The organism is Paraglaciecola polaris LMG 21857 (assembly GCF_000315055.1).
Lineage (GTDB): Bacteria > Pseudomonadota > Gammaproteobacteria > Enterobacterales > Alteromonadaceae > Paraglaciecola > Paraglaciecola polaris.
Genome location: NZ_BAER01000127.1, coordinates 144,346 through 160,591, shown reverse-complemented (window position 1 = coordinate 160,591; position 16,246 = coordinate 144,346). Strand labels below are relative to the sequence as shown.

Annotated in this window: 16 protein-coding genes; 3 read left to right on the top strand and 13 right to left on the bottom strand. The window is 43.3% G+C overall.

Annotated features, from left to right (window positions below):
* Positions 1-25: 25 nt before the first annotated feature.
* Positions 26-1,030, bottom strand: a complete 1,005-nt coding sequence (gene ylqF / locus GPLA_RS20830; RefSeq protein ID WP_007107001.1) for a ribosome biogenesis GTPase YlqF — start codon at positions 1,028-1,030, stop codon at positions 26-28.
* Positions 1,031-1,405: 375 nt separating this feature from the next.
* Here ylqF and GPLA_RS20825 point away from each other — a divergent pair, with 375 nt between their 5' ends.
* Positions 1,406-3,658 carry a TonB-dependent receptor gene (locus tag GPLA_RS20825; RefSeq protein WP_007107000.1) on the top strand — a complete coding sequence of 751 codons (2,253 nt, stop codon included), beginning with the start codon at positions 1,406-1,408 and terminating at the stop codon, positions 3,656-3,658.
* 197 nt (positions 3,659-3,855) lie between these two features.
* Entirely contained in the window at positions 3,856-4,161 is a 306-nt protein-coding gene (locus GPLA_RS20820) for a hypothetical protein (RefSeq protein ID WP_153810604.1), read from the top strand.
* Positions 4,162-4,626: 465 nt separating this feature from the next.
* On the opposite strand, the gene GPLA_RS20815 is transcribed toward GPLA_RS20820, so the two are convergent.
* The 12 genes from GPLA_RS20815 to GPLA_RS23550 all read right to left on the bottom strand — a co-directional run bounded on the left by GPLA_RS20815 (position 4,627) and on the right by GPLA_RS23550 (position 15,386).
* Complete coding sequence (locus GPLA_RS20815; protein ID WP_040515572.1) at positions 4,627-5,955, bottom strand: APC family permease; 1,329 nt, start codon at positions 5,953-5,955, stop codon at positions 4,627-4,629.
* Between the two features lie 126 nt (positions 5,956-6,081).
* The gene (locus tag GPLA_RS20810; RefSeq protein ID WP_007106996.1) at positions 6,082-7,824 is read right to left on the bottom strand and encodes a hypothetical protein; all 1,743 of its coding nucleotides are present in this window, start codon (positions 7,822-7,824) and stop codon (positions 6,082-6,084) included.
* 101 nt (positions 7,825-7,925) lie between these two features.
* On the bottom strand, positions 7,926-8,885 hold the full coding sequence (gene hflC / locus GPLA_RS20805) for a protease modulator HflC (protein ID WP_007106995.1): 960 nt from the start codon (positions 8,883-8,885) through the stop codon (positions 7,926-7,928).
* Positions 8,885-9,859, bottom strand: coding sequence for an FtsH protease activity modulator HflK (gene hflK, locus GPLA_RS20800; protein WP_007106994.1), 975 nt, complete (start codon positions 9,857-9,859; stop codon positions 8,885-8,887). The genes hflC and hflK overlap by 1 nt, the downstream gene beginning before the upstream one ends.
* Before the next feature lie 273 nt (positions 9,860-10,132).
* On the bottom strand, positions 10,133-10,777 hold the full coding sequence (locus GPLA_RS20795; protein ID WP_007106993.1) for a methyltransferase family protein: 645 nt from the start codon (positions 10,775-10,777) through the stop codon (positions 10,133-10,135).
* A gap of 1 nt (position 10,778) precedes the next feature.
* Complete coding sequence (locus GPLA_RS20790) at positions 10,779-11,039, bottom strand: hypothetical protein (protein ID WP_007106992.1); 261 nt, start codon at positions 11,037-11,039, stop codon at positions 10,779-10,781.
* On the bottom strand, positions 11,029-11,337 hold the full coding sequence (locus tag GPLA_RS20785) for a hypothetical protein (protein ID WP_007106991.1): 309 nt from the start codon (positions 11,335-11,337) through the stop codon (positions 11,029-11,031). The genes GPLA_RS20790 and GPLA_RS20785 overlap by 11 nt, the downstream gene beginning before the upstream one ends.
* A 70-nt stretch (positions 11,338-11,407) precedes the next feature.
* Positions 11,408-11,791 carry a hypothetical protein gene (locus GPLA_RS20780; protein WP_007106990.1) on the bottom strand — a complete coding sequence of 128 codons (384 nt, stop codon included), beginning with the start codon at positions 11,789-11,791 and terminating at the stop codon, positions 11,408-11,410.
* 67 nt (positions 11,792-11,858) lie between these two features.
* On the bottom strand, positions 11,859-12,212 hold the full coding sequence (locus GPLA_RS20775) for a cupredoxin domain-containing protein (RefSeq protein ID WP_007106989.1): 354 nt from the start codon (positions 12,210-12,212) through the stop codon (positions 11,859-11,861).
* 12 nt (positions 12,213-12,224) lie between these two features.
* Positions 12,225-14,456 carry a heavy metal translocating P-type ATPase gene (locus tag GPLA_RS20770; protein WP_007106988.1) on the bottom strand — a complete coding sequence of 744 codons (2,232 nt, stop codon included), beginning with the start codon at positions 14,454-14,456 and terminating at the stop codon, positions 12,225-12,227.
* Between the two features lie 151 nt (positions 14,457-14,607).
* A complete protein-coding gene (locus tag GPLA_RS20765; protein WP_226993168.1) occupies positions 14,608-14,910 on the bottom strand; it encodes a MerR family transcriptional regulator in 303 nt (100 codons plus the stop codon).
* Positions 14,911-15,029: 119 nt separating this feature from the next.
* Positions 15,030-15,386: a hypothetical protein gene (locus GPLA_RS23550; protein ID WP_153810603.1), complete on the bottom strand. Its 357-nt coding sequence runs from the start codon at positions 15,384-15,386 to the stop codon at positions 15,030-15,032.
* Positions 15,387-15,982: 596 nt separating this feature from the next.
* Here GPLA_RS23550 and GPLA_RS20760 point away from each other — a divergent pair.
* Entirely contained in the window at positions 15,983-16,219 is a 237-nt protein-coding gene (locus GPLA_RS20760; RefSeq protein ID WP_007106986.1) for a hypothetical protein, read from the top strand.
* The last annotated feature ends 27 nt before the right edge of the window (positions 16,220-16,246 follow it).

The following is a 16,246-nucleotide window of genomic DNA, read 5'->3' as shown; positions in this document are numbered from 1 at the left end:
AAACAGACTCTTCCCTTTGTTAAGACTATTTTTTGCTGGCTTGTTTTTCTTTACTACGACGTTGTACACGCTCAATTCGATGCTCTTTTTGAGCTTTTTTGTCCCGAGTCAATGAGCCTGTTTTAAAACGCTCTTTACGTTGGGCTTTTTCTTCAGCTTTTTTAAGCTCCGCCGCGGCCATTTCAGCTTCTTCTTTTAATACCATCTCTGGTGTTTCAAGGCTGATGCGTCCCAATTTACCGGAACGAAATTCATTCACTAGCACTTCGCAAATCTTATGTAAATTGACTCGTCCGCCAGCCCGCAAAGCACCGCGTTGGGCGGCAGCCATTTCTAAAAATTCAATTTCCGTATCAGGAATATACTCAAGCTTAAAACGTTCTTTGAGCAGCTCAGGATAGGCTTTGATCAGATAATCAGCAGCAAAAAAGCCCACATCATCATATTCCATAGCAGTATCTTTTATCGCGCCCGTAGTGGCTAGGCGATAACTACTTTGTGGATTTTCTACTTTTGGCCACAGGATCCCTGGGGTATCAAACAGTATGATCCCACTGCCTAAATTTATCCGTTGTTGGGCTTTGGTCACGGCAGGTTCGTTACCCGTTTTTGCAACAATTCGTTCCGCTAAAATATTTATCAGGGTCGACTTACCTACGTTTGGGATCCCGCATATCATAGTGTTGATGGTTTTAATGCTGGCCTCTTTTTCTGGCAACATTTTGCGGCACAGATCAATGATTTGCTTCATCTTCTGTGGCTGTTCTGTGGTGGTGGTGAACGTTTTAACCCCCCGCTCTTGTTCAAGATGTGCCTGCCAAATCGCGGTAACCTCTGGGTCAGCCAAATCGGATTTACTCAATACCTTAATACACGGCTTTTCACCACGAATAGCCGCTATCGCCGGATTTTCACTGGAATAGGGGATGCGCGCATCAAGCACTTCTATCAACAAGTCTACTTGTGGCAATAGCTCTCTAATTTCTTTCTGGGCCTTGTGCATGTGCCCTGGATACCAATGAATCGACATAAAATCCTGCTCTGACTTTTTCAAATGCCGCTATTGTACGTTACCCACGCGTGCAAGGGTAATACAAACTGCTGGGTTATCTCCCTACGCTAAATGGTGCCTCTACCCAGACTTAATTAGCCCAGCACAACAAAATAAATGCGCACTCTTTTTACGATAAAAAATGTAATAAATCGTAAGTGTCCAGCTTAATTTAGTCTATAATGCCCGCCTAAGAGACCCTTCTCGACAATCTTTTTATCTGCGTTTTTTTGTCGTATATAGACACAAAACGGGGTTAACAAAGACCTATAATTATAATGACGTAGCTATCCATGCAGGCTAATAAAATTAGCTTCTAATAATGCTGCGCGTCAAACGACTTGGAGAGCACACTTGGGCCCTACATCGAATACACACACTTATACGCTGAATAAATTAACCTTACTTGGCGCTGCTATATCTATTGCCTTATCGGGTAATTTGCACGCACAAAGCACAGAAAAAAAACAAGCCAATAGCGATGACTTTGAAAACATCACGGTTACTGCACGAAAACGTACCGAAAGCTTATTTGAATCACCCACCGCCATCACGTCTTTAAGCGCCAGTTTTATGGAAGATGCCAATATCAGCAACCTAGACGATGTTGGCAAATATGTCCCTAATTTAAACATCAGCCGTTATGGTGCCGGTAACTCAGCGCATGCCTCTATTTTCATCCGCGGCATTGGCTTGCAAGACCATATTATTACTACCGACCCTGGGGTTGGCGTATATGTAGATGGCGTTTATTTGGGCCGTCAAATGGGCTCAAATTTGAGCTTACCTAACATTGCCAGTGTAGAAGTGTTACGCGGACCACAAGGTACCTTATATGGCCGTAACACGTTAGGCGGCGCGGTAAACATTATCACCAAAAAACCTGGTGATGAATCAGTCGCCAGTGTGGCTGTTAAGGTTGGTACACTAGGCCGAGTGGCCACAGACTTATACCTTAATGGTGACATTAACGATGACGTGAGCATCGCGGCGAGCGGCTCGTTTAAAAAACGCGACGGTGTAGGTAAAGCGGTTAACCTAGTTAACCCAGAAAAAGAAATTGGTGAAGAACAAGAATTCAGTGGGCGTTTAGCCGCCAATTGGAAAGTCACGAATAACTTTTCCCTGTTGTTTGCCGTAGATGGTTACGACAACGAAGGCGGACAATCGCCTTATACAGTTGAATTTACCGACCCAAGTCCAGATCCGACTGATGTTTTTAATGGGGACTTCCCATTATTAACGCCGGATTTGTTGCCATCTAATCCTGACGATCTTGGCACCACAGTAGCAGGCCTTGAATCCACCGCCGTTTCTGGCTGGGGCGCATCAGTTACTGCGAATTGGGATATTAACCAGAATTATTCAACAAAATTGATCACTAGCTTCCGCGGTTCTGACTACGAAGGCGGCTTAGACGACGACGCATCACCATTGAACTTGTCCGAATTCCCTGAAACAGGTGAAGCTGACCAATACTCAGTTGAGTTGCAAGTTAACGGTACCTTCGATAATTACGATTTTGTGTCAGGTATTTACTTCTTTAATGAGGAAGGCTCAACTGAGTCTGGTCCTTATGTATTTACCCCTTTTAATACTCCTGATAGCCTCAATACTGATGGCTCTGCATCATTCGGCGGTTATGGCTTTTTTGATTTACATCAAGAAACCGACGCCTTCGCAATTTACGCCAATGCCTCCTATGATATTTCTGAAAAGTTAACCGTCGGCGGTGGTTTGCGTTACTCAAAAGATAAAAAAGACGCGGACGCCTTATTCCCCTCGTTTGCTGAACGTGCCTTTAGAAGTGCAGAATTCAGCGAAGTCACCTGGGATGTGAACGCGGCTTATCAACTAGATAACGGTTTAAACGTATATGCTCAAGTACAAAAAGGTTACCAAACAGGCGGGTTTCCACCTCGCCCATTTGGTGGAGCGGATCAATTTGTGCAGTTTGATGAAACCACGTCTATCAACTACGAAACGGGTCTGAAAGGTAAAATTGCTGAAAACGTTTCTTTGTTAGCCGCGGTGTTCTTCACTGAATATGATGATTTGGCTCTGCCATTTTCTGATCCTACTGCAGGTGGCGGCTTTGTCACCATTACGGAAAACGCCGGTTCATCGGAAGCCAGAGGTGTTGAGCTTGAAGCAACCGTAGACGTAAGTGACAACTTCTCGTTGCGCGCTGCGGTCGGTTACCTAGACTCTGAAATTACCCAAGTCGACGAAAACGTCAACGGCGTTGGTGTAGGTGACTCACCAGCATTGACCCCTAAATGGACCTTAATGTTTGCCCCGTCGTATTATGTCGATTTGGACAGTGGTGCCACGCTAGCCTTTAAAGCAGATTATTCATTCCGAGATGAAATGCAGGGGCAGTCTGTATTCAATCCAAATGAAACCATAGATTCACGCAGCATCCTTGGCTTCGATGTGAACTACACCTCGGTGAATGGCGATTGGTCATTAAGCCTTTACGGCGAAAACGTGACCGATGAAGTCTATGACCAAGGCCGCTTACAACAAAATGGCTTTGTGGGAATTGTGCGCAGTAACGACAGACGCGAATTTGGTCTACGTTTCAAGAAAGAGTTTGAAATATAACGACTTGCACCTTTGGTGATTAAGTAACAAGCAGGGGCCATTCGGCCCCTTTTTTACACCTTGAAAAGTTCACGATAGCTAGAGATAACCCATAAAAAACCGTAGACTAACAATATGTTAGTAAAATAAACAACGACAATTGGATGTGTATTTACAAGGAAAGCAATTGCCGAAATAAGTCTAAGCAGCCCATGCTTATGCTGCTGTTATTTGCCTTATTGTTCAACGCCACCTTTGCTGTGTTTGTCGCCAACAGTGCGGTAAATCGAGCACAAGCATTCGCCAGTGACGATGCGGTGCTTATCTGTACCGGTCATGCATACAAGTGGATTTCACTCAAAGCATTTAATCATGACGGTAGCCTTGAGTTTATCGAATCCCCCGAAGGCGCCCCCGCTACCCCTCACGGCATAAAATGTGTGTTTGGGTACTTAACCGATAGCGGTAATGACAGAGTCATAACCAGCTCAAGTCCCTTCTCGCTATTGACGGCCAAGGCATAAGCGCCTATTGCTGTACATGCACCGAGTAAGCGAGTTTATGTTTTCATATCGATTCATGCGCATGAATATGTCTGACATGGTACAAGGTTCAAATTCAATATCAGCCAGTGGCATTGTTATGGTTAAATGAAACCGGACACTTTAATAAGAGACAATAATTCGTCAAATATTAAGGTGTGGAAATGTCACAAAAAGCTCGCCATAAACAATACCAAAAGAATTCAAAGACGAAGCTGTAGCATTATTTTAGAACAGGGTTATTTGGTGTCAGATGACGTTAAATCATTGGGAATAGTCACCAATATGCTGTACCGCTAGAAAGAGCTCCAGAAGGTGACGAGTAAGCCTTGGCAAAAGACCAGCGCAAAAAGTTAAAACACCATCACACATGATTGAAAAAAGTGTTGCCGTGATAACTTGAACCTACAATATTTATCTTCGCTATTTGCTTGATTACGGCTCTGACTACTCAGATGTTTCAGTTGCGTCTTTACCGTACCACTTAGACAAGTAAAATCGTTCGTATGAAAATATGCTAACAATAGCAACCGCTGAATAAACAACGATGAGCGGATCTGTGTTTATTTTGTATATTGTGAGAGCCGTAAGAACGATCGCATCGAAAGTCAACGCTATCAATATTATCGGTGACGAAGCACTTATTTCCTTTCGCATATAGCGATAAACACCCCATTGAATAATCATGTCCATTACTATGTATAAAAAAGCGCCAAGTGAAGCAATCCTTCCGATATCAAAGAATACGGCCAGTAGCGACGCAATCACGACAGCATATACAAGTGTGTGTTTACGAATAGAGCCCGACATCCCAAAATGACTGTGGGGGATCATTTTCATATCAGTCATCATAGCCAACATCCGCGATACCGCAAAAACACTTGCTAATACGCCAGACAATGTCGCCACAGCAGCAAGAACGATGGTTAAATAGAATCCAGTGCGACCAAGAGCTGGCTCTGCCGCTTCTGCCAACGAGTAATCTTTTGCTGAGATGATTTCATCAATGGAAAGACTAGAGCCAACAGCAAATGTGACAAGCACATAAACGACAGCACACAATGCAATAGAAATCATGATAGCCAAACCGATATTTCGATGCGGGTTAGTGATTTCCGACCCGCTATTAGTGATGGTCGTAAAACCTTTAAAGGCTAAAATAGTGAGTGCCACTGAAGCTATAAATCCCGTTAAACTAAAGGTAGATGTCGAATCAACGTTGGCAGAAAATTGAAATCCACTCGACCACAATGCGGCTATGGCAAACAGGGAAATACCACCAATTTTAATGACCGCCATAATTGATGACAGAAAGCCAACCGAACGATTTCCAGCCATATTGACGGCAAATGCAAAAAGTATGACGCCAACAGATATGATGGGCACCAATAGACCACCAGTGATATCGAAAGGTCGCAAAACGTAAGAAGCAAAGGTTCTAGCAACAAGGCTTTCCGCAATGACCATGGATAGTGCCATCAATAAAGCCGCTCCAGCGGCAATCGCGCCAGTGCCATACGACTTTTGCAAAATCATCGCAACGCCACCCGATGATGGCCATGCATTAGACATTTTTATATAACTGTAAGCACTGAATCCGGCAATAATAGCGCCGACAATAAAAGCAAATGGAAAGAAAGGTCCGGCTAATTCGGCTACTTGACCTGTTAGCGCAAAAATACCAGCACCAATCATAACGCCAGTTCCCATTGCAACTGCACTAGTAAGAGAGATTGACTCTTTGTTCTTTTCGTTGTGTTTATGATTGTGATCCATTTGTCGGATACCCCATTGGTAAATGAATGAAAATGTTTACTAAATTAGTTTTACAAACGCTATCGGCTCAAATTATTTAATTAAGGTAAACCCCTGAATGAGCATAATGAGCTTCCTGTTGCTAATTTATTTGGTGTTACTTACCGCTACTGCACCGAATACCAATTCCTTTAATTGCGCCCAATGCGCTTCTGTTGGTGCTGTTTCAGCATCAATTTCATGAGCTGCGTTAAAGTCCAACCTTCCTTGTGCATCGAATACCAACCAACTATAGGTTTCATTAACAACGGCTTCCGGTTGGCCACGTACAAGTCGTACATACCAGTCGACTAACGTGAAACGACGACCGGCATACTCTTGCGCAGTGGACTTGCCGCGAACGAGCGCAAGGTAATGTTCATGTTCAAGTGGCTTTACTGTGTCTTCTTCAATCAAAAATAATCGGGTTTCATGTTGCACAACCGATTCGAGGCAACCGGTGTTGTGGTGGCCACCAATATGGGAGGATTCATTGTCCGATTCAGGTATGGTTGAGCAAGTTATTTCACTAGGGTCAACTGGCCCTTCGTAGACAGGTGCAAAACCGCCATCGAGGGTACGGAAATTTGTAGTCTGGCCCTGATACAAGCGTGCAGCGACCCATTGTACTTTGTCGTCATAGGTGTAGTTGCGCAAATCGAATTTGAGAACTTGTGCCCGTTCGTGATCCGAAATAACCCGACTACCGGGTATCACCAAAGCTTGTGCGATATAACCGCCTGCGAGGATTTCCTTCCAGACACGCTTAGTTAACTTGTCGCCACGGTAGGCAGCTCGACCGCCAAATCCAGCGAAAGGCTTGAAAAAAAGTCCTCGGCGCGTTTGCCAAAGACGCTCCGCGTTCTCGGGTAGCACAACCTCAGTGCGGGGGATCGAAGCAAGCAAAATATCTTGTGTGGCCTTTGGCACCCCCAATACCTGTAGCCGCGTTGGATCACTAAGCAACACAAGGTTACGTTTGTCCGCAAATAGAGCATGTGCCTGCGGATTGGGTGTGAGCACTATAGCGTTTTGCAGATAAGCCTCTCGCAATGTAGCGCTGGCAGGCTCACTAAGGGAAAAATCTGTCAGTCGGTTGTATACCAAGTCGATATTCATCTTGCCGTGTTTAAGTACACCTTCATGCAAGGTGAACTCACTCGGGTCTGCAATCACGACCTCTAATCCGTGTCGTTGGAACAGTTGCTGAAAGAGCAAAAACTCAGGATAGAGATATTGTTGTGTGGGGTTCTCATCCACGATTGCTATGCTACGTAACGCTCGTTTATGACCTGAAAGAGACCATTCTTGGTGGAACATCGCTACAATATCGTCTTCAAGGGCGCGAGTCTTATTTTGCGCCGTCACCATTTCATCTATTGCCGGACAGCATGCCCTGTGTGCCCTTGCCAATACTGCATTAAGCATGGCTCCCCCCGCATTGGTGTTGATTTCGATCAGCCCAAAGCCGCCTTCAGTGACATGAAAGTCGTAACCGAAAAATACGCCCTTAGCACCACCTGGATTATGGCTCGCAATGTGCGCAGAATCCCCTAAGATTTCTTCCCGATAGGCCGGCAATGCCACAACTGACTCTATGGCATGAACTACTTGCTCCATACGTGCTATGTTGGCCTGAGAGACAAATACTGGGCGTGTAGCGAACAAATAAGGGCAACGCTGCTGAATTAAATCAAATAGGCCAGGTTGACCAATTTCAGACTCCAACGCTTGTTTTAGCGCTTTGGTATCAAGGCTAATGCAAAAACATTCACTGTTGAGTATCTCAATCGAATCAGGTCCAGAGGATATGGTAGCCGCAATAGAAAGACCTGGTATTTTATCCGTCATAAAAAATTCCCCTCATTCATATAATGATCCATTAAAATGCTTCTGTTTTATCCACTTCACTTTCTCTAACAAAGGTTCACAAAATATAATGAGGTAGAGATTCATTTTTCGACAACTGTTTTTCCATCACTTAGGAGTTTGTATAGCGCGCTGTCGGTCGTCAGCACAAGGGTGGTATTTTTATCAATAATAGTTTGGTAAGTTTGTAGGGTTTTTACGAAGTTGTAAAGTGATCGTGATTCTTTGGACTTGTTATATGAATTAGCATAAATTTCAGTTGCCTTAGCGTCTGCATTACCTTGAATTGTTTGTATAGTTTTATATGCCACCGACTCTATTTCGCGAAGATCTTTCTCCATATTACCAATTATTTTATTGGCTTCACCCGCCCCCTCAGAACGAAAACGTTCAGCAATTTGTTGTCGCTCACTGATCATGCGTTGATAGATTTTCTGGCGAACACTTTCGTTATAATTGATCCGTTTAAATCGAATATCCAAAAGCTCAATGCCAAATTCCAAGAGTTTATTAGATGCTGCAGCATAAATATCCTGTTCGACTTGACGACGGCCACGGGTAATCGGAAGAAGCGTGCTGATGTTTGCATTTTCTAATAAAGGATCTACCGCTGGTTTTCGATCCTTTGTAGTGCGGATGATTTCAATGAGTTCGTGTTTGGCAACGGCGTTGCGTGTCTCACTGCCAAGAATGTCTTCCAACCTAGAAAGTGCGCTGCGTTCATCTCGAAGTCGTAAAAAATATTGTAACGGATCTTTTATTCTCCATCGCCCGAATGTATCGACAGTAATATAGAGTTTATCTTTAGTCGGCATATCGTTGGCCGCTCCATCCCAAAGTAAGATACGTTTTTCAATTCGATTGACGGTTTGAATAAACGGCACTTTTAGCTTTAACCCTGAATCTGAAATGACTTCGCCAATAGGCTTACCAAACTGTGTGATGATGACTTGTTCTGTTTCATCGATCCTATAGAGGGATTGCACCAATACAATGATCCCTAGAAGTATTGACACGCCTAAAGTGATCAGTAGCTTTTTCATTATTGGTTTCCTTGTTGACGATTTAGGTTTAGCAATGGCAGTACGTTCCCAGCTTTCACATCCAGAACGATTTTTTGTTCAACCTCTGGCAGCACTTCCGCCATCGTTTCTAGGTACAAGCGACGTTCAGTAACTTCGGGGGCCTTGACATATTCGGTAAGCAAAGCATTAAATTTGGAAGCATCACCTTGTGCTTGATTCACTCTTTGAATGGCATAACCTTGTGCGGCTTGGATATTTTGATCCGCTTTACCTCTTGCCCGTGGCACGGCTTTGTTGTACTCCCCATGGGCAACGTTAATCATTCTTTCTCGTTCTTGTTGAGCCTCATTCACTTCATCGAAAGATGATTGAACCGGGTCGGGTGGATTAACATTTTTAAGTTGAACTTGGTCAATGCGTAATCCCATTTCATATAAATTAACGACCTCCTGCATTTGAATTTGCGCATTCGTTTCTATTTCTTGGCGTCCAACGGTCAGTACTTCGTCCACTGTGCGATCCCCGACAACTTCACGCATTACCGACTCCGAAATATCCCGTAGTGCTTCACCTGGATCCCGCACTTTAAACAAAAAGTCGAAGGCGTTCTCAATTCGAAACTGAATCACCCACTCCACTTGCGCAGTATTCAAATCGCCTGTGACAATGGTAGTTTCTAAATTCCATTGCTGCTTGGATGCCACTTGATTCTCAAAGGTAGCTCCCGGTGTTCCAAAACCAAATTCTTCTTTCAACTGACGCTTGATCGGCACTTGTATTAATGTGTCGACACCAAACGGAATTTTCCAATGAAGTCCCGGCTCAACTATCCGATGATAGTGACCAAAGCGCTGCAACACGCCAACTGATTCGGCAGACACTGTGTAGTAACTGCTGAATCCAATATAAAGTAGGATCGCGGTGATAACGCCCAAAGTGATAGTTTTAGGTGAAACTTTTATATCCGGTAATTTTTGTAGTTCTTGTGCCATGGAAATTTCCTAATAAATTGTTTCGGTGCCAATTTCAGCGACATTGCCATTACTATGTCGATGCGCTGGCACAACTAAATTGATGTGCGTTAGTTGCCTGCAAGGACACGCCCGTCAAATCAAATTTGCAGCCATTGTCAGCGTAAAACCAACAACGACTTTAGATAGGTTGAATATTTAGCTTACAAAGAAGCAGAAGTACCCCTCTATAAAATGTGTCCACCAATAGTGACTAATGCTGGTAAAATGGCGCTTCAACCTCCACTTTGGTATTTATTTTGATTGAGCGATAAAAGACTTCCATTGCGATACGCGAGGGATAAACATTGGTACTCGTTTTTGATATTCGATATATTCCTCACCAAATTCTTTTATTACCGCTAATTCCTCGCGTTTGGACAGTCGGTAATAGATAAAGATGATAACCGGTAGTAATCCGACAGAGAAAAGTGTTGGCCAATGCACCACGCCTTCACCAAACAACGCAATAAATAACCCCGTGTATTGTGGATGCCGTGCCAAGGCATAAAGTCCATCAGTCACCAATTTATTTTCGTGTCTGGCTCTGTGTACCTGACGCCAGCCTTGAAAAAAGATACCGATACCAATGAAAAGCAAAATGTAGCCCAAAATCATTGAGATCATCATCCCTGTTTCGCCCATCTCCATCAAAGAAGACCACAGGTTGGCATTGAGTCCGGTTCGGTCGAGACCACCAAAACGTGCAAGTAAGTAAATCGTTAATGGAAATCCATACATTTCTGCATATAGCGCAATAATAAAAGCTTGTACCACCCCAGCCCCTGCCCATTCATGCCAAGACGAAGGGGCCAAATATTTATACATATACCATGAGACAAGCACGATCATCATCAGCGCTAGTACCCATACCCCTGAATGTGCTATTGGTTCGTTCATATTATTTTGCCTTGCTTCCAAAGACGTTATAGAGAGGCACCCAAATCAGTGCGATAAACCAGCCGTATGCGTAACTTTCTAATGCGCCCAAGAAAAAACTTTTCCAGCTTATCCATTCAAATCCAGGTAGTAGTTTTAACCAGACTTCATACATAGCTTGTTGAGGAAACAGCAGGCCAAAGCCTACACAGACACTGAAGCTCATGAGTAAAAATAAGCTCGTTGCATGCCCAAAGGCGAAAAGTGATATTTTATGCTTCATGCTGTTGTCCCTCTTTTACCAATAATGTGTTTGGTTTTTTACTCAATTGAGCTTTATTTTCATCAAACTCTTCTAAACACGTTTTAGAGCAAAAACGAAACAATTTTTTGTCAACTAACTCTCCATACCCCTCGTCATCCGCGACTTGTTTTGAGCAAACCGGATCAATAAAAATTTCTTTATCTTTAGGTTTTTCATGGCCGTGATGATGGCCATGGGTTAGATGTGCGCCACAACCAAAGCGCATAAAAAGGTAAAATAGTCCTGCATAAAGCAATAGCGTCAATAATCCGCCCATGAGTTTTTCCTTTAATTAATAGCGCTGTGAATTTAGTGTATATTTCAATTGGATCTGACTGCCCCTAATTTCATATCCTCGTTTTTTTGTGCTTCGAGTGATTCACTTGAGGGCTGGCATGACAGCTCCAAGGCTTATGTTTAGCGTTATCTCTGATGTTCTCATCAACAAACTGGTAATAACCTTCTTTGAAGTTTGTCCACCAATCGTGTGAAATATCAGCACCATTTATTTTTATTATGTTTTCTATGCCGTCCAGCTCACAATGCGTGGCGTCATAACCTATGTGCAATATTTTTTTGGCTTGTTCAAATGACACGGCATCAACACCAAAGGTCGCGTCAATATCACTAATAATGGCGCTAACCTTTGCTTCATCGGTGTTGCTAAGTTTTAGATGACGAAGTACCAAATTCGCCTCGGTTACCCCTACCCTGTGATCTAAATCACTCATGTTTTTTCTCCTATTTTATCTTTGCATCAGGCTTAACATCGCCAGTTGAGTAGACTTTAAGCCTGCATTATTCGACGATTAACTCACCTAGGTACATTTTCATTTGGCAGTGAAATGCATAACGTCCAGGTAATGAAGCGGGTATGCTGACACTCACTTTTTTGTTTAACGGTAAGGTGGCATTAATATCCAAATCAGGGATGAGTAATGTCTCAGAACAAGATGACGCATCTACTCTTGTAAAGGTAATCGCAGTGTCTTTATTAGCCGCTATTTTGATCGTTGACGGTTGATATACTCCATCTTTAATGACGATTTCTATCACACCATCTTGCATCGCCACATTGGGTGATTTATACATCCAAAACCACCAAACAATAAGCAGTATCAATCCTAATCCTGCTAGGTTAATCCACATCATAATTTCAAACTCCTAATGTTCTTTGGCTTTAAAAAAACGCAACCGATTGGCATTGGTTACCACAGTAAGCGAAGAAAACGCCATTGCGGCACCTGCAATAACTGGACTCAGTAACAGACCAAAAAAGGGATATAGAACGCCTGCTGCAAAAGGAACGCCTGCAATGTTGTAAATAAACGCGCCAAATAGGTTTTGCTTTATATTGGTAAGGGTGGCTTTACTGACTGCGATTGCATCGGCTAAACCATGCAAAGAGCCGCGCATAAGCGTGATATCTGCACTCTCAATGGCCACATCGGTGCCGGTTCCAATGGCAAAGCCTACATTGGCATGAGCCAGTGCGGGGGCATCATTTATGCCGTCGCCGGTCATGCCAACTATTTCGCCATTGGCTTGGTATTCAGCGACTTTTTTGGCTTTATCTTCAGGCATCACTTCCGCCACAAAGTCGGTGATCCCCACCATGTTAGCCACCGCTTTGGCGGTCATGCGATTGTCACCAGTTAACATAACAACACGGATCCCATTATTCTGAAGGCGTTTAATGGCTTCAATCGAGTCTGATTTAATCGGGTCTGCCACGGCAATGACAGCCGCTAACCCTGCATCAACGGCAAAATACATAGGCGTTTTAGCCTCTGCTGCGAGTTGTTGGGCTTTGTCTAAGAACTTGTCTATAGCAATGCCCTGCTCCTTCATAAGTTTTTCATTACCAAACAACAGTCTTTTGTTCTGCAACTTTGCTTGTACACCCATGCCTGAGAGTGAGGCAAAGTCAGTGACTTTTTTAGGGGAAATACCCTTATCTGCCGCTGATTCAACAATTGCCATGGCCAGAGGATGTTCCGATCCTGCCTCCAGACTGGCGACTAATTGTAAAATTTCATCTTCAGTTTGCGAACCGGCAACGATAATATCTGTGACCTTAGGTGCCCCCTGTGTAATCGTGCCTGTCTTGTCGAGTACCATGGTAGTGATCTTAGATGCTGTCTGTAATGCCTCACCGTTGCGGATTAGAACGCCCGCCTCGGCTGCTTTACCAACTCCGACCATCACCGACATCGGCGTAGCCAGTCCTAATGCGCATGGGCAAGCAATAATTAACACAGTCGTCGCGGATACCATGGCATAAGCGATGGCGGGTGAAGGACCAAAATTCAACCACACCAGTGCACTCAACACCGCGATAATCATTACAACAGGTACAAAGTATGCAGATATAACGTCGGCCAGCCGCCCTATTGGGGGTTTTGAATTTTGCGCACGCTTCACCATATTGATGATCTGCGCCAGTGCAGTGTCTTTGCCTACTCTGGTGGCCTTAAAAACTATCGAACCTGATTTGTTGATAGTGCCTGCGACCACCTGCCCACCCTCTGATTTTTCCACAGGCATAGGTTCACCGGTAAGCATAGATTCGTCGATTGAGGTATGCCCTTCAACCACATCGCCATCAACAGATATTCTTTCACCGGGACGAACTCGAATTAAGTCGTTCAAAAGTACGTCTTCAATAGGAATATCGATGTCCTTATCATCCCTGATAACTCTGGCCGTTTTTGCCTGAAGACCAATCAAGCGTTTGATAGCCTCTGAGGTTTTTCCTCGTGCTTTTACTTCAAGCGCCAAACCTAAATTAATCAAACCAATAATCATGGCAGTGGCTTCAAAGTAGACATGCCGAGCCATTAAAGGAACAATTTCTGGAGCAAACACCACCACCATGGAATATAACCATGCAGTACCGGTGCCTAATGCAATCAGAGTGTCCATATTAGCGGAATGATTTTTAAATGAATTCCAAGCTCCGATGTAGAAATGCTTACCCGCAAACACCATCACACCTAGTGTAAGCAAGCCAACTATCAGCCAGACTAACCTTTCTGTGTCAGTATTCACGGTCATTTCACCAACAAGCAAACTGTAAATCATTAAAGGCACACCAAGCACCAAAGCAAGGGTCATATCTCGCATTAGCTTTTTATAATACTGCCAATCGGCTTGCTCTTTTTCATCTAACGCTTCCTCTTCGGACTCGCTAGTTGATACCTTGGCGTTATAGCCAGCCTTTTCTACCGCTTGAATTAATTTAGTTACATCCACATTCGTTTTGACTTGCACAGTTCGCTGGGCAAAGTTCATCTGTGCTGAATGAACACCAGACACTGACAGCAATGCTTTTTCAATTTTACTCACACAACTAGCACAACTAGCACCGTCAATTATTAACTCATGTTCGATCATTTTGTTACCTGTCGAAGTTGCTTCCACGGTCTCAGAGCGACTTGCCGTTTTAACGTTGGGCGGTTCTGATTGAGTTTGGCAACACTTATGGGGGTTGCCCGCACCTTTTCTTTGGCTATCAGTATTCATAAATCCTCATATTTAAAAACATTCACTCTGGCGTCTTGGTGAATTCATCTATCAAGTGGCAAATAACATTTCCACTTGGTTTTTTATCTGGTTTATCACCCCAATTTTCGGCTACGGCGTGCATTCTTGCTCTGAGTCTTAATGTGTCTTGAAAACGTTGTTCAGTTTCATGTAAGCGGTTGTCTATCAATCGCCTAACCGTTGGGCAAGGAGACTCCCCTTCGTCCGCTTTTTGAAAAATCTGTTTAATACATCTACTGAAAAACCTAAATCCCGTGCGCTCAATATAAAACGCAGATCGTTTTGCTAATTGTCTGACGTGCATTAACGGGTCCTCATTGATCATGTAGCTGCACAAATCCTACAATTAAATACTTCGTATTGGACCAGCGCAAACATATGAGTAGGACACAGGTAGGTGCCTTTTATTTACTAAAATTGCAGCTAAGGAGGGTGGAATAATGATGAGGAAATATACTTTTTGACGCTAAAGACTAAAAAAGAGTTTTCAAATCCTTTTCTTTGCTCAATTGGAAATTGAATTAAGTTAGATAATCCAATGAACAAGTGACTTGGGACTAGATCGGCGTAACAACAATCACCGCAACTACATACTGTTGTTTGCTCATGTTCCGAATGAGTGATCACCGGCTCTTCCGAATCCTCAAAGAAGGGAGTGATAACAGAGGATGATGTCGCATAGTCTTCTTGAAAACTATATTTTATTGCATGTTCATCTGCCTTCACTGAATTGACCAGCAAAGCAATCATGCAAAGTAGTGCGACAAATAACTTTCCCACTTGAAACTAACCCTCTTCGTTTTGTGTAATGACATATTAGCTTTTACACAAAAAAAGTAATTGACCTAGATCAAGATTTCACGGTAATTAGATTACAGGTTGATTACATTTTTGTAATGTAAACAGTTATTTAGATCTCGAAAGGACGTAATTGACTGTTTTGCTCGTAGGCTTATGTGGAATTTACGTTTTTCCCAATCAATTAAACACCAAAATTCATGCAGCTTCTCTACCAGTTACCACTTTGAGCGAGACATAAATCGACGGTGAGCCGAAATCGTCAAATTTACCCGCCATGCGGACAGTGCTCTGGAATTTAACCCAAAAGGTGGATTGTCAATCGATAGTTCAGTCTCGCTAACCTAGCCATCTCCTTTATAGCAATGCCTTGCAGCAGCTTTTGAGCTTGTTTATTGAGTGGTGATAGTAGACATCCACTTGTAGCATCAATCAGCAATTTTTTCTTGCCACGGAAAGCCGATAGACGTTTAGATCCATAAAAGTCCCAGCGCTAATTTTCTCAGCTTGTGGATAATCATTTAGTAGACTTTTCAATGGTGTCGTTAGGGACTATTTTAGTTTGGTGATCAATCACCATGAATATAGTCAATATCAAAAAAGACCAAGACAGCGAAATAATCGCTCCGGTGACCACAGCTAGCCCAAGTCATTACGGCGGACACAATTTACAAGCGGCTGTGGGTATTAATACTGTGATAATGAACAAACACAGGGTGGGCTTAGAATATCAAGTGCCGTTAAATTACCATGCCAACGGGATACAAATGGACATGGACAACATGTTAACCCTTGGCTATCAATTGGCATTTTAAGCTCCGTACACACAACACACATTATCT

What these genes read in the sequence shown, in the direction of transcription:
- GPLA_RS20785 (WP_007106991.1), bottom strand. Translation starts at nt 11,337, where the DNA reads ATGGGCGGATTATTGACGCTATTGCTTTATGCAGGACTATTTTACCTT.
- GPLA_RS20775 (WP_007106989.1), bottom strand. Translation starts at nt 12,212, where the DNA reads ATGATGTGGATTAACCTAGCAGGATTAGGATTGATACTGCTTATTGTT.
- hflK (WP_007106994.1), bottom strand. Translation starts at nt 9,859, where the DNA reads ATGGCACAAGAACTACAAAAATTACCGGATATAAAAGTTTCACCTAAA.
- GPLA_RS20810 (WP_007106996.1), bottom strand. Translation starts at nt 7,824, where the DNA reads ATGACGGATAAAATACCAGGTCTTTCTATTGCGGCTACCATATCCTCT.
- hflC (WP_007106995.1), bottom strand. Translation starts at nt 8,885, where the DNA reads ATGAAAAAGCTACTGATCACTTTAGGCGTGTCAATACTTCTAGGGATC.
- GPLA_RS20795 (WP_007106993.1), bottom strand. Translation starts at nt 10,777, where the DNA reads ATGAACGAACCAATAGCACATTCAGGGGTATGGGTACTAGCGCTGATG.
- GPLA_RS20820 (WP_153810604.1), top strand. Translation starts at nt 3,856, where the DNA reads ATGCTGCTGTTATTTGCCTTATTGTTCAACGCCACCTTTGCTGTGTTT.
- GPLA_RS20780 (WP_007106990.1), bottom strand. Translation starts at nt 11,791, where the DNA reads ATGAGTGATTTAGATCACAGGGTAGGGGTAACCGAGGCGAATTTGGTA.
- GPLA_RS20765 (WP_226993168.1), bottom strand. Translation starts at nt 14,910, where the DNA reads ATGCACGTCAGACAATTAGCAAAACGATCTGCGTTTTATATTGAGCGC.
- ylqF (WP_007107001.1), bottom strand. Translation starts at nt 1,030, where the DNA reads ATGTCGATTCATTGGTATCCAGGGCACATGCACAAGGCCCAGAAAGAA.
- GPLA_RS20770 (WP_007106988.1), bottom strand. Translation starts at nt 14,456, where the DNA reads ATGATCGAACATGAGTTAATAATTGACGGTGCTAGTTGTGCTAGTTGT.
- GPLA_RS20815 (WP_040515572.1), bottom strand. Translation starts at nt 5,955, where the DNA reads ATGGATCACAATCATAAACACAACGAAAAGAACAAAGAGTCAATCTCT.
- GPLA_RS20790 (WP_007106992.1), bottom strand. Translation starts at nt 11,039, where the DNA reads ATGAAGCATAAAATATCACTTTTCGCCTTTGGGCATGCAACGAGCTTA.
- GPLA_RS20760 (WP_007106986.1), top strand. Translation starts at nt 15,983, where the DNA reads ATGAATATAGTCAATATCAAAAAAGACCAAGACAGCGAAATAATCGCT.